A 12,657-nucleotide genomic window follows, 5' to 3' on the forward strand; every position below is an offset into this window, starting at 1 on the left:
ACAATGATTTGTCCGGTCGCTCTTTCGTACGCTGGTGGTCGCTATGACTGACACGCCAGACCGAGAGCCCGTCGAGTCAGTCTTTGGCGAAAGTGTGACGGTATCGACTGAACCGTTCGGCCGTTTCGATGCGATCGAGAATTTTGAGCAGGTAAAGGCACGCCTCAAGCGGTCCGTCACCGAAAATGTCGGATATGACACGTTCGCGACGTCCTCGGTCCTTCTGTTCGGCAAGTCCGACCAGTCCCCAACGACGAAGCTAGCGAGAGCACTCACTGGAGAGTTTGACGACGACTATACATTCTTTCGCGTGGGCTCTGTTTCCGGCGGGTTCAGCGACAGCGGGACCAATATCAAAGCGACGCTCGAAGCCGCTCGTGAACGTGAACCGAGTGTCGTGGTGCTCGAGTGTGTCGACGACTTTGCATTCGACGAGGAAGAGTACGAGCATCTCCGGGGACACCTTGACTCGGTCCGTACGAACCACTCGCAGGTACTCGTCATCGCCACGGCGACGGATGATGATTCCGACCTGATCCGCAACGACGCACTTTTCGAGTTCGTGGTCGACGTCCCGGAACCGACCGAGCAGTATCGACATAGCGAGATCAGGAGTGCCGTATCGGATGCCGAAAAAGTGGGCATCGCGAGACTGGACACGCACGGGGAATGTCTTATCGAAGATCTGGATACGCACGATTTGTCGGTGCGAGATCTGCATACAGCGGTCAAGCGGGCTATCCTGTCCCGTCGTAGAGCGCGTGCTGATACACCTGTGACGATCCGCCCGACGGACATCCAGACGGCTCTCGACGAGATTAACGCAGAACGCTTTGATGAGTCGGCCGATGCCGGTTTCTTCGGATTTGCCAGCACGGACGAGCAGTTCGAGCCGGATGTCCCCGACATCTCGTTCCGGGATATCGGTGGGCTCGAGTCAGAGAAACGGCGGCTCCGTGAAGCTGTCACGATTCCCGTCGAGTACAGTGAGACGTTTCGCGATGCTGGCTACTCCATCGGGCAGGGGATACTCCTCCACGGACCGCCGGGTAACGGGAAGACGATGTTGGCGAAGGCAGTCGCCAACGAGTTAGACTACCACTTCCTCTCGGTGAAAGGTCCGGAGTTGGAACAACCCCTCGTGGGCGAATCCGAGCGTGAACTCCGGGAGCTGTTCGGGGCTGCCCGTGACCACGCTCCCAGTGTCGTATTCTTCGACGAGTTTGACTCGCTGGCCCCCAGTCGGACCAGCGATAGCAACGAGTACAAAGACGACATGGTGAACACGCTGCTGTCTGAACTTGATGGGCTCGAACCACTTGCTGACGTACTCGTCTTGGCGGCGACCAATCGATTGGATCAGCTCGATGCTGCCGTGCTCCGCTCTGGCCGGTTCGATACGTTCATCGAGGTCCCACAGCCCGATAAAACCGATACTCGGGCTATCTTCGAGATTCATGCCGATAGATTACCACTGGCTGACCCGGTAACGGCCGACTGGTTCGTCTCCCGTGACCTCCCGGACCTCTCAGGGGCCGATGTCGCAGCAATCTGTCGGAAAGCGCTGGAATTCGCCGTTGCCGAGTTCGACAGTGGTGACCGAGAATCGCTCGTGGTGACACGCAGGGACGTCCAAAGCGCCGTCGATGGGTTACGGACAGAGTCACAGACGGACGACCGCCACGGGTTTCGCTGACATCGGACTGACCGCGCTGGGTGACGATGGAAACGATCGACACCCCGACCGCCCTGCTGTCGTGCGCTCGGGTGAGCGTCGGTTTTCAGTGGCTACTGTAGCCCACTGCCGGCCGACAGCAGACGGCGCGGCGGACGTGGGCACCGACCCTGGCGTCCACCACAGTCGTTCGAAGAGACTGCTCGTACCCTGACGACGAGATGGACGTGATACTGCTCGGCCACACGCACCACCAAGACGGCGGGCTAGTGGATTCACCGGGCCAGGATATCCTCGTCTGCAATCCTGGGGCGGTCGGACTCCCGTTTCATTCGAGATGGCGGTGGCCCCGACGGGACCGGGATGGCTGAGTACGCTGTCGTGGACACCGAGACCAAGGCGTGTGCTCTCGCGCAGTCCGCGACGACCCTATTTCTCGGCAAACGAATCGTTCACCCCACGGTCGGAGCAAGCGAAGTCGACTATCCGAGTTCCTTCCGGGCGGTGTCCACATCGCGGATTCGTGAGTCGTCAGGGCAAGCGTCGAGAATTCCAGTCAGGGTATCCAGCGCAATAGGCCGAAAATTCAGCAGTTCGCTGCTGACGTTGACCCGACGCGCATCGGCTGCAACGAACGGATACGTGTCCGTGTCGTTGTTGTGCATGTGGCCGTGGATAGCCCAGCGGTCCCAGTCGTCCGGGATGTCTTCGGGTCGGTGTGTACAGTAAAACTCCCGTTCACCATGACTCAGAATACACGCGTCCAGGACCGGGAAGGGGGCTGTGTCGGCATCTAACCCGACATCGTGATTGCCACGGACCAATACATCGCCACCCAATCGCTCGAAAAACTCGATTGTCTCGTTCCCAGTCTGCATGTCCATCGCCACGTCACCCAGATGGACGAGTGTATCCTGCTCACCGACGGTCTCGTAGTGACGGTTCAGCAGTGTCTGATTCATCTCCCCGACCGAACTGAACGGCCGATCAGTGTATCCGATGATACGCGAGTGCCCGAAGTGATGGTCGGAAATCACATATCTGCTCATCGGTCCCCACCCCTTACCTGTCGAGACTCCATGATGGCAGGAAGGACAGAGAGGCATCTATAATTGATTGGTCGCGTCGCAAAGCGGTCTAGAGTTTGCCTCTGGTGCTCTCAATTGAGAGGTCACAGCTCATTGCTGTTTTGGTCGATCGCTGGAGCAGTTCGTCGAGGAACGATTGGTAGTGCTCTGGATCAGCGTACTTCACCAGCCGAAGCTGGAGTATCGCCTCTAATCCCTCCGTTGTCCAGCGCATCCACTGGTTCTTGCACCGTTTGCTGACCTCCCCCATCAACCGTTCGACGGGGTTCGAGGTCCACGGCACCTCGAACCCCTCGACAGCCTGATCGGCAAACGTCACGATTGACGGCAGCCACCGCCGAAGATACCCCGCCGCCTTCTCTGACCCGTACTGATCCAACTGCCACGCTGTCTTCTCGATACGCTCGGTCGTTCGCGCGATCCGTTCGCGGATCGCCGCGAACTCCTCGTCTGGACGGTGTTTAGCGACCGAGTTCTTCAGATGGAACACCTCGTCGATCACCTCCGAGACGATCTCGTTCCGCCGATCCAAGGAGAACACGCCGTCGTCCCAAAGGTTGTAATCAAGCGTCCGACCGACGTGGACGAGATCGAGTTGGTGATTACGATTTTCGTCGGTAAATGCCGTGACGATACCCTCATCAGCGTCACTGACGACCGTCGCGTCGTCAGTGACTGCGTCGATGTCTTCGAGTTCGGCGGCTGTTTCGTCCCAGTCAGCGTTGACCGAGAGATCCAGCAGGGAGCGCGACTCCTCGGCAGTATCTTCGCCGAGCGTGGCCTGGACGGAGTGGTACGAGCGGTCGTCGTCTTGACTGTGGCACTTCGTGCCGTCAGGAATAACAGCGTCAGCGTCTGTGTCAGCGACACAGTCTGAAAGGAACTGCTTGAGCTTGCTGCCGTATTCTCTGGCGCGGCGGTTGATGGTGGTCGGCGACGGCATCTCCGGGAGGATGCCATCGCCGTGGTCAGCAGCATCCCGATAGCTGAGCGAGGTGGCGAGATCGACGCTTTTGGCGGCGATGTCCTGCTGATAGCGGTTTTGCCCGTCGAAGTCGAGAACGTCTTCGACGGGGCGGAAGTGGCTGGGTTCGTCGTGGTCAGCGGCGGTATCTTCGACGTAGTGAAGGTCGAAGTCGTGTTCACCGGCGGTTGTGACGGCTGTACGGGTGTCGGTACCAGCTCGTTGGAAGCGTCGGTCACCGTTGCCAGTAGCGTGTTTCTCACCACAGAGCGCCTCGACGCGGCTCGCGTCGAGGCTCTCGACCAGTCCTTCGAGAAGAACTGATTCGACGTTCTGGTCGGTGATGAACTCGGCGAGCGTGGCGAGCGGTACCGTTTTGTCCTCGTCGATGCTAATCGTCAACCGCACGTCGATTGTGGCGTGCATGGGACACCTCTTGGGTGGACACCAGAGGCGTCCCGTTCCTCACGGGAGCCAGTTGCTACTGAACTCTAGAGGACTTTGCGACGCGACCAATTGATTGAAGCATGCTTCCAAAGCACAGGTCCTATTGGCGGTTTAACGAGAGGCGTTCCAAAGCCGTTTTCCACGTGTTACGCAGTGGGGGTTCCCTCTACAATTTGGGCCGTTTCGGTTGTTGTAGGTCCCCTTCGCATACTTCACGCCATCATGCCTGTTGACGTTTCCACGAACGTCCCGTCTTCACACTTCGGACACTGGTCACCGACGAGTTCTTGCTCGGTCCGTACCACATCACTCCCACACTCGGGGCATCGCCGCTCGTCCCGTTCTATATCAAGTTCGAACTGTTCAAGACAATCAATACAGACACAGTTGGAGTTGAAACCGGTCCGGGATTCATACTCCTCTTCGGACACGTCGTCGCCGAGCACGGCTCTCACTGTTTGTTGCTCCCCGGGATGAGGGCAGACAACGCGCTTGAACTCCTCGGCGTCGATAGTTTCTACGAGGGTTCCACACCCACTGCAGTAATCGTTGGTCTGCTTGAGTGTCTCGCCACAGAAGGGGCAAACCTCAGCCAGTACGTACATCTGTCCGCCCCATCCTCGAGCCATCTCGAAATCACAGTCGTTGCAGTGATATTGATTAATCTGTGGCATGTCTCGTTGTTTTATATTACCTCGAGATAAGCCTAACCCAATCCCAGAAATATAGCCCGGGTAATTATTATTGCATTCAGGTTATAATCGTGCAAAACAATGTCACCGGTTGATTCATCCGATTCGAATACTGAGAGGACAGCTGCTCTCGAAGAGATTCTGGATCAGCTATCTTGCCCGAATCGAGAAGTCCGGTTCGAAGCTGTCGAAACGTTGTGTCACCTCCTCGATGGAACGGAAATCGAACGGACGGTTCCTCCACTCGTTGAGACGCTTGGCGACGAGTCCCCGCGAGTCCGGTTCAAGGCCGCCGAGGCGCTCGGGAGAATTGCCTCTAAAAGCTGTTTTGTTCCGGATCCCGATACGGAATTACTCGAAGAAGCTGTTGTTGCACTTGAGGAAACAACTGCTGACGAATCGGTTGGTGTCCGTGGGCAATCGGTGACAGCGTTGGGGGAATTCGCACAACTTGAATCCTCGTTCGAAGAACAAATTGCGAAGACAGCAATTGAACGACTTGATGACGAATATTCACAGGTGCGGATGAATAGTGTGGATACACTCGATAAAGTATCGATCACGCTCAAACACGACGAGGACACTCACTTACCCTTGGTCAAGGACATATCTGAGGCAGTTGCTGAACGACTCACAGATGAAGACCCGGATGTGAGAAGTCGTGCAGAGTCAGTTCTCGGGAGAATCTGTGAGGTGGGTCCGGAAGAACAGTCGGTCGTAATCTCGATTCTCCTCACACTTTCGAATGATGAAGACGTTGCTACTCGAAGAGCCGCAGTATCTGCCCTCAGCGGGGTAGAGACGACTGCGACCGTAAAAACAGAAGATTTCACGGGATTCAGAGAAAACCTCGACAGGTTGATTGAATTACTGCTAGATGACGATTCGAACGTCCGGGAAAAGGCAGTCCCCTTATTTCGAGGGTTCGCAGACGAGGAAGCAACACTGGAGGTGGACGTGATCGAGAAAATCGCCGAATACACCGACGCGGAATCGTCCACAGCGCGTGCCAGAGCGGTTTCTGCACTCAGCTCACTTAGTTACGGTTCTACCGAAAATAGTGAGCGTACGTTCGAGAGTGTCACCGCAGCAACTGAAGACCCGGATCCGGAGGTTCGAGAACGGGCGGTCGTCGCTCTCGAACAGATCGGGAATAGCAACACGGAGTTCGGAAAACAAGCAATCTCTGCGGTGTCTGATGTATTGAACGACCCCGATCCGAATGTACGGAAGCATGCGGTACGCAGTCTCGGGGACCTCGGAGAGATCGACCTGCTAAACGATATTGATTCTTCGGTGGCGACAAAAGCAATCAATCAGCTTGCCGAACACAGAGACGAGGATTCCACAGTCCGTCTTGAAGCGGTAGCCACACTCGGGTCGCTCGGTCGTCAGGACGACGTCATTCAAAAGGAGAGGACGAGGGATGAGTTGCAGAAACAGGCGGTTGAGGCTCTCGGCGAGTACGCGAGCGATTCGGACGAAGACGTCCGTATAGAAGCAATTAATAATACAACTGAGATATTATCCCTGAACCCTGCGGCTGCTAGCGTGGTCCCGATAGTTCCGATAGTTGCGCTCGAGACGAACGCGGACGATCCGGTGGCCAGTCGGGCGGCCACTACGGTTCTCCAGAACGTCGCGCGTGAAGCGCCCTCTAAGTTCGAGAACGTCGATGTTAGCACTGAAGAGTATCTTGGCTGATCGTCGTCCTCATTGAGATTATCGTCTCCAGTAGATCCAACAAGCATTCAATTTGGAGTTGATTCCGCTGGAAACCTTACCTCAGACGTTCTTGATGCGGCGAAGGGGGCCGGCATGCTCGAGCGGCCGGTCGATTGCGACCCGGACATCACGGTCATCCCGTCCTCCCCACAGAACCTCAGCCCGCCGGACGGCGTCCGGAAAGGCGAGAAGAAGGACGAACAGTCCACGGCTTTCACTTCGGGACGCTGGTCGAACACGACAGGGGTCACAACGTGGATGTAGGTGGCCCAGGCGACGGGACGTGAACAGTTCGGTCGACTGTGGTTCGACGGCGGCGGACAGACAGAGTCGCTGCTCGTAGCTGCGACTCCCTGTTCCGTCGAGCGCGAGCCGATCGCTGCCCTGGAGTCCGCCTCCTCGCTACTCGGGGCGACTCTCACATCGCGGGCGATCGGGATCTCCGTCGAGTTGGTCTCTGAGAACCGATCGCACGCAGAGGTATGGGTCGGGTTTCGAAGGAGGGCTAATTTCGTCTCACGGTTCGTCCCCGTACGTGGCTGGCTCACCGGCAAGCAACCCGTCGACCAGGCGCGTGAACCGGTCGACCAGACGGTTTGCGATCGACGGCTCCACCAGCCGAAGCATCCGGGCAGTCTCCTCTGGGTGTGCGATGACGAGTGTGACGCGGTTGCGAGTATCGCGCTGCTTCTCGACGAGATCTTGTTCGACGAGGTGGTCGAGATGCCACTCGAGGGTGCTCCGTGCGATATTCACCCCGTCGGCCACTGCGTTGGGTGCACTCGGGCCGTTGGCCATGAGGTAGACGAGGACGTCCCGCGCGGTCTCTCGACGGAGCACGGCCAACGCTCCCCGTTCCCAGGTTCCGTACTCCGGCGTGTAATAATGCGTTCGGCCGTACAGCGATTCCTCGACGACATCGTCGGAGCCTTCGAGTTTCCGCAGGTGGTACTGGACCTGCCCTGGTGCGAGATCGAGCGTCCGGGTGAGTTCGTTGAAATGGATGCCAGGATTCCGACGAACCTGATGTGCAATTCGATTTCGTGTTCCGGTCATTGGTTGCTGTTCTCGACTGGGGAGCGAACTCACCGATCCAGCTGTACTGGTATCTTTGGGCAGTGACTTCTATATCTCACGGTCCACCGTTCGGGTTCGGCGATTGAACCACAACTTGTGAGTCGATCTGGCTACTGTGAGTAGCTACACCTGACCGGCCACGTCGGATTTCCGGGTCGCAATCACAGGCTCTCGATATCGTCACTCACCACTGACGGTCTATTACCACTCCATGCCGGAGTGTCACCGTCCGATAGCCTGCTTATCGTCGCCCTCGGCACCGGCACGGTGTTGTCGATACTGCTCGCGTTGCTCTCCGTCGTGGCGTTCGTTAAGCGACGGACGGTTTCCGACCTGCTCATCACGGTCGCCGTTTCGACATTCCTCGGGAAGACGAGCTTGGGACTCGTGTATCTTACCAGCGGTAGAGCCTGTCATAGAACGCGTCACGTACGAAGCAGCAGGGTGCGGAAAGTGTGTCCAGCAGAACCGCAACCCTGCAAGATGTGGATTCAGTAGACGACTTCTTGAATGTCGCGGCTACCGACACAGTACCGCTATTCGAGCACCTTGAGTTCGAGTTTCTGCTGGAGTACGACGTGTTCGCCCCTTCGAAGCGGGGGCGAACACGTGTACACAAGCCACCAGACCTCTTTCGCGGCTTTCTCCACTGCTACTACGAGGATGTTTACGGTACACGTCCGGTTACACGAGAACTTCAGCACGGCCTCGTCTGGTACTACTGCGGACTCGACAAACCGCCATCCAGAGACACGATTGATCGCTTTCTCACCGATCTCGAACACGTTGTCGACGACATCTTCGACAGGCTCGTCGAGCAGGCCGCCGCCCGCGGCCTGCTCGACTCCACGTACTCTATCGATTCGACGCACATCGAGGCGATCCAACACAACGACGCCGCCTCGTGGAACTACGACCCAACAGCCGAAGAGTCTACTACGGCTTCGGCTGTACGATTGTCTCGACTGGCGCAAAGATCCCGATAGCAGCGGAGTTCACGCAAGCCAAGAAGCGGATCAGGAGACGGCGATTCGCGTCACGCGTGACGCGCTCGCCGTCGACACACCGATCTGGATGCTTGGAGACAGCGCCTACGATATCCTCGATTGGCACGACTACCTGCTGGCTGCAGGGGTCGTGCCAATCGCCCCATACAACCCGCGAAATACTGACGACCCGAAAGACATCGAGTACAGGGTCGAAGACCAAATCAAGGAATACAACGGGGACGTGCAGCTGAAACAATCCATCTTGGACGAGACGTACAACTGCCGCACAGGAGTCGAACGAACCAACGACGCAGTCAAGCACTGCGGCCTCGGGCACGTCCGCGCCCGAGGCCGCGTCCACGCACGAACAGAAGTGTTCGTTGCGCTCTGCCTCCGGCTCGTTGTTGTCATCACCAACTACGAGCGCGGAGACAATCCGGGAAGCACGATCATCACGTTATGAGACTGTTTCTATGACACCCTCTCGGCAATAGCTGTCATACTCACCTCGGAATCATTCGATAACACCCGCAGTGTGGTCTATTTGTTACGGAGCTCTCGTTTTCGATCTTCGATCGCAGCCCGAATGTCGGATTTGAGTTCACCTAACGATTGCCTCATTGCGCTCTCTAATTTCGTCAGGGTTTCGTCTTCAGTGTACAATTTTTTTCGTATCCTTTGTAGGCATGGATCTTCCTCGTCTTCAGGTCGACGGCACGGAAGATGTCGATTCAGGCTCCGAGTGGAGCCCGACCTGGCCGGTCGAATGGGCCGTCACACGATAGTCACAGTACGAGAACTCGACTGACCGCTCGGAATGGGTGTCGGTGACGTTCGAATGCCGAAGCAACGCATTGAGGGCGTCTGGATCGATGGTTTCGTACAGAGGGGGTAACTCACAGATATCTACGCCAGTTTCTTCGGCAACTTTTTTACAAACCTCGTATGCCGCATCCCATCTTTCGGTTGTATCTGTGCTGACTATCATCACAACAAATCTACCACCCCGATTGATAAACACACTTCCCGTAATCTCAATCCCTGAGAACACCTCTGTAACTGGTTCGTACGTGACGCGTTCTATGACAGGCTCGCGGTATGAATACCGGTATGCATCACTCGTTCGAACACTCACTTGACGTCGTTATGATGGTGCTCGTCCTCGCTGCAGTCTATTACGCTCGCACCAGTGAAAGACGCCAGCGCAGACCCAACTGATCTACGCAGTACCGTGCGTTCCCCCAGCAATCGACAGGCGGGTATTTCGTCGCCAGGTGCTGGGCCACGACGATACATGGTGACCATCGCGCGCCGAATACGATTCGGCAACGACCACTCTGGTTCGGGATTCGAACGGGCCGCTATTCGGGAGCGCATTCTCCCACGCACACCGGGGAGGAACTCGCGTGAGGGCAGCCGTGAATCCGGCGTGCAGTGGTCGCAGCGACCGCCAACCTCTGAATGGACCTGTTCGAACACCCCGTCTCGCATCAGGGTGCGCTCGCAGTTGACTGCAATAACGGTCCCGATCGGCGAATATGGTATGGCGAAAACACTCGGAGTTCTAGCCCGCTGTTTCGTCTCTATGACGAGAGAAGCAGTATTCGAATCCTGGCGAGCGAGCACGGGCCGAGAGTCCACAGGGGCGGGTATTCGAGACCCGAACCAGATACCCCAAATGGTCGAGGTCGTAAATCCCGATTATGCACAGACGAGCGTTTCTCAGGTCGACCGGAGCAGTCGCAGCAATCGGTGGACTTGCCGGGTGTCTCGGGAGCGCTGGCCTCGGCGGTTCGAACCCCGACGTCGCTCTCGGGGAACCCGACCGTGAATTCGAGAGTAGCGACGTTCCGTATCCGGCGTGGGGCGAACGAATCCCGGATGTGACTGTCCCCGCGCCGGTCGATTCCCGAGAGGTTCGTCTTCGTGACGTCGAGACACCGTCACTCCTCACGTTCTTTTACAGTCATTGCCGAACCGTCTGTCCCGTCCTCATCTCGACACAGCGAAATATCCAGGCCCACGCGGAAAACAACGGGTACAGCGACGCAGTCTCGTTCTTCCCGACGACGTTCGACCCCGCCCGCGACACTGCCGAGCGCCTTCGGACGTACGCCGACGACATGAACGTCGACGCCGAGCGTGAGAACTGGCACTTCCTCCGGCCTGCCTCGAAGGAGCGGGCCAAGGCAGTCGTACAGGACCAGTTCGGCGTGGCCTTCCAGCGCACCGAACCCGAGGACATGGACATGTACATGTTCACACACTCGGCCCTGACGCTGCTCGTCAACGCCGACGGGTTCGTCGAGCGCGCCTATCGCACGAAGTCGCCGGACGAGGAGACCATCATCGCCGACCTAAGAACGGTGAGAAACGCGTGAAGCGCCGGCAGGCCGTCGCCGCGATCGCAGGGCTCGTACTCACCGGCGGAAGTCTGTGGGTCACCCAGAGCGGTTTGCCAGACGGACAATCGCGAGGTGAGGACCAGCTGCCGATCCGCGTCGAGACCCTGGACGCACGCGGATCGACTGCCGGGCAGGCGCTCGTCCCGACACCGGATACTGTCACCGTCGTCGATCTGTTCGCCACCTGGTGTGCCCCCTGCGACGACCAGCTCGCGATTCTGAACGCGATTCAGCCCGAATACGACGAGGTGTCGTTCGTCTCCGTGACGAACGAACGCCCGAGCGAGACGCTGACCAAAACTGACATCGCCGAGTGGTGGAACCGCAACGACGGTGCCTGGACCGTCGGCTCGGATCCCGGAAGCGAGCTGCTGGCGGCGTTCGGCGCGGGCGGACTCCCCTACATCGCCATCGCCGACGAGAACGGAACCATCCAGTTCGGTCACAGCGGGCTCGCCAGGGAGGAGACACTCCGAGACCAACTCGATTCACTGGTGTAAGATGGTCGAAACTGCAGTCGTTGGGGCGCTTGCCTTCGCCGCAAGCGCTGGCGTCGCGACGTTCTTCGCCCCCTGTGCGTTCCCGCTGCTTCCGGGCTACGTCGGATACTACCTGAGCGAGAACGATGGAGATACGAGTATGCTCGCACCTGCTGGTGCCGCTGCCGGCGGCGCACTCGGCGCTCTCGCCGCCGTCGCGCTGCTCGTCCTGGTGGTGGGTCAGTCAGTGAAGACCGCACTGCCGATCCTCGAACCGGTTATCGGGGCCGGGCTGATCGCCTTCGGCCTCGTGACGCTCCTGGACCGAGGGCCGGAACTTCGCGTCCCGCTTCCCGAACGACCGGCCTCGGTAACCGGATTCGGTGTGTTCGGCGCCGTCTACGCAGTTGCCGCAGCAGGCTGTGTGGTGCCCCTCCTCTTTGGCGTGGTCACCCAGGCGGTCGCATTGCCGGTCCACTCGAGTGCTCTCGTGCTGGCCGTGTATGCACTCGGGGTGACGGTCCCACTTGTTGGCGTGACGCTGCTCGCGGGCGCCGGAATCGACTCCTGGCGCTCCTTGGGAACGTACTCGAGACGGGTCCAACAGGGTGCGGCCGTGGTGATGATACTGGCCGGTGGTGGGCAGATCTACCTCGCAGTGTTCGAGCTCGGCGTACTGTAACGAGGCGGTAGCCAGCGGGAGTCCCGGTCGCGACAGATCCCTGGCTGTGGGCGATCTTCACTCGCTAAGTCGCCACCGCGAGGGCCGACGCCACAATCGTCAGCGCGAGGCCACCCGCGGCTACGAGTTCGTGTGCCGGGGAGACACCCCGGGCGGTGCCGTTCACGATCGCTTCGCTCGGCTTCCAGGGTTCAAATCGCCCTCACGGACGAGTTCGTCGCTCACGAATCGTTCGCGACAGAAAGAGTGGGTTCGGGCGGATTTGAACCGCCGGCCTCCTCCATGTCAAGGAGGTGTCATAACCGACCTAGACCACGAACCCTCGCTGCCGAGTGCAACTCATCCTTGCCGGGGGGTATAATTGAAGGTTTCGAATTCCGGACCCACACGGCGTCTGTTGATTCGGCCCACACGGGCCCCCCAACGACGTCGAG

General features: G+C 58.4%; 12 protein-coding genes, 1 tRNA gene and 1 pseudogene. 8 read left to right on the plus strand and 6 right to left on the minus strand.

The genetic code is table 11. The annotated features are described in order from the left end of the window. Positions 1–43: 43 nt before the first annotated feature. Complete coding sequence (locus P1K88_RS15065; protein WP_276411044.1) at positions 44–1,696, plus strand: AAA family ATPase; 1,653 nt, start codon at positions 44–46, stop codon at positions 1,694–1,696. Between the two features lie 461 nt (positions 1,697–2,157). On the opposite strand, the gene P1K88_RS15070 is transcribed toward P1K88_RS15065, so the two are convergent. The 3 genes from P1K88_RS15070 to P1K88_RS15080 all read right to left on the minus strand — a co-directional run bounded on the left by P1K88_RS15070 (position 2,158) and on the right by P1K88_RS15080 (position 4,848). Beyond that, positions 2,158–2,781, minus strand: a complete 624-nt coding sequence (locus tag P1K88_RS15070) for a metallophosphoesterase (protein ID WP_336407556.1) — start codon at positions 2,779–2,781, stop codon at positions 2,158–2,160. 31 nt (positions 2,782–2,812) lie between these two features. After that, positions 2,813–4,153, minus strand: a complete 1,341-nt coding sequence (locus P1K88_RS15075) for an ISH6 family transposase (protein WP_276411046.1) — start codon at positions 4,151–4,153, stop codon at positions 2,813–2,815. A gap of 233 nt (positions 4,154–4,386) precedes the next feature. Continuing rightward, complete coding sequence (locus P1K88_RS15080) at positions 4,387–4,848, minus strand: hypothetical protein (protein WP_276411047.1); 462 nt, start codon at positions 4,846–4,848, stop codon at positions 4,387–4,389. A gap of 99 nt (positions 4,849–4,947) precedes the next feature. On the opposite strand from P1K88_RS15080, the gene P1K88_RS15085 reads away from it, so the two are divergent. Then, positions 4,948–6,570, plus strand: coding sequence for a sister chromatid cohesion protein PDS5 (locus P1K88_RS15085; RefSeq protein ID WP_276411048.1), 1,623 nt, complete (start codon positions 4,948–4,950; stop codon positions 6,568–6,570). Positions 6,571–7,107: 537 nt separating this feature from the next. Here P1K88_RS15085 and P1K88_RS15090 read toward each other — a convergent pair. Beyond that, on the minus strand, positions 7,108–7,647 hold the full coding sequence (locus P1K88_RS15090; RefSeq protein WP_276411049.1) for a winged helix-turn-helix transcriptional regulator: 540 nt from the start codon (positions 7,645–7,647) through the stop codon (positions 7,108–7,110). A 240-nt stretch (positions 7,648–7,887) separates the two neighbouring features. Between P1K88_RS15090 and P1K88_RS18490 the strand changes: the two genes are divergently transcribed. Both P1K88_RS18490 and P1K88_RS15095 read left to right on the plus strand, forming a co-directional pair. Then, complete coding sequence (locus P1K88_RS18490) at positions 7,888–8,166, plus strand: DUF7471 family protein (RefSeq protein ID WP_419181075.1); 279 nt, start codon at positions 7,888–7,890, stop codon at positions 8,164–8,166. Beyond that, positions 8,124–9,120, plus strand: a pseudogene (locus P1K88_RS15095) (transposase). The gene P1K88_RS18490 and the pseudogene P1K88_RS15095 overlap by 43 nt, the downstream one beginning before the upstream one ends. Before the next feature lie 240 nt (positions 9,121–9,360). Here the strand turns inward: P1K88_RS15095 and P1K88_RS15100 are convergent. After that, complete coding sequence (locus P1K88_RS15100) at positions 9,361–9,645, minus strand: DdfA family disk-determining factor (RefSeq protein ID WP_276411050.1); 285 nt, start codon at positions 9,643–9,645, stop codon at positions 9,361–9,363. A 122-nt stretch (positions 9,646–9,767) separates the two neighbouring features. On the opposite strand from P1K88_RS15100, the gene P1K88_RS18495 reads away from it, so the two are divergent. From P1K88_RS18495 to P1K88_RS15115, 4 genes are all read left to right on the plus strand, one after another. After that, the gene (locus P1K88_RS18495; RefSeq protein WP_419181076.1) at positions 9,768–9,875 is read left to right on the plus strand and encodes a DUF7471 family protein; all 108 of its coding nucleotides are present in this window, start codon (positions 9,768–9,770) and stop codon (positions 9,873–9,875) included. Between the two features lie 485 nt (positions 9,876–10,360). After that, entirely contained in the window at positions 10,361–11,038 is a 678-nt protein-coding gene (locus P1K88_RS15105; RefSeq protein ID WP_276411051.1) for an SCO family protein, read from the plus strand. Then, complete coding sequence (locus P1K88_RS15110) at positions 11,035–11,562, plus strand: TlpA family protein disulfide reductase (protein ID WP_276411052.1); 528 nt, start codon at positions 11,035–11,037, stop codon at positions 11,560–11,562. The genes P1K88_RS15105 and P1K88_RS15110 overlap by 4 nt, the downstream gene beginning before the upstream one ends. A 1-nt stretch (position 11,563) precedes the next feature. Continuing rightward, entirely contained in the window at positions 11,564–12,223 is a 660-nt protein-coding gene (locus P1K88_RS15115; RefSeq protein ID WP_276411053.1) for a cytochrome c biogenesis protein CcdA, read from the plus strand. Between the two features lie 247 nt (positions 12,224–12,470). On the opposite strand, the gene P1K88_RS15120 is transcribed toward P1K88_RS15115, so the two are convergent. After that, a tRNA-Val gene (locus tag P1K88_RS15120) sits at positions 12,471–12,545 on the minus strand. Between the last annotated feature and the right edge of the window lie 112 nt (positions 12,546–12,657).

Source organism: Haloarcula halobia (genome assembly GCF_029338255.1).
Lineage (GTDB): Archaea > Halobacteriota > Halobacteria > Halobacteriales > Haloarculaceae > Haloarcula > Haloarcula halobia.

Coding starts and splice junctions, on each gene's coding strand:
- P1K88_RS15090 (WP_276411049.1), bottom strand. CDS start 7,647: ATGACCGGAACACGAAATCGAATTGCACATCAGGTTCGTCGGAATCCT.
- P1K88_RS15100 (WP_276411050.1), bottom strand. CDS start 9,645: ATGATAGTCAGCACAGATACAACCGAAAGATGGGATGCGGCATACGAG.
- P1K88_RS15075 (WP_276411046.1), bottom strand. CDS start 4,153: ATGCACGCCACAATCGACGTGCGGTTGACGATTAGCATCGACGAGGAC.
- P1K88_RS15070 (WP_336407556.1), bottom strand. CDS start 2,781: ATGCCTCTCTGTCCTTCCTGCCATCATGGAGTCTCGACAGGTAAGGGG.
- P1K88_RS15105 (WP_276411051.1), top strand. CDS start 10,361: ATGCACAGACGAGCGTTTCTCAGGTCGACCGGAGCAGTCGCAGCAATC.
- P1K88_RS15080 (WP_276411047.1), bottom strand. CDS start 4,848: ATGCCACAGATTAATCAATATCACTGCAACGACTGTGATTTCGAGATG.
- P1K88_RS15115 (WP_276411053.1), top strand. CDS start 11,564: ATGGTCGAAACTGCAGTCGTTGGGGCGCTTGCCTTCGCCGCAAGCGCT.
- P1K88_RS15065 (WP_276411044.1), top strand. CDS start 44: ATGACTGACACGCCAGACCGAGAGCCCGTCGAGTCAGTCTTTGGCGAA.
- P1K88_RS18495 (WP_419181076.1), top strand. CDS start 9,768: ATGCATCACTCGTTCGAACACTCACTTGACGTCGTTATGATGGTGCTC.
- P1K88_RS15085 (WP_276411048.1), top strand. CDS start 4,948: ATGTCACCGGTTGATTCATCCGATTCGAATACTGAGAGGACAGCTGCT.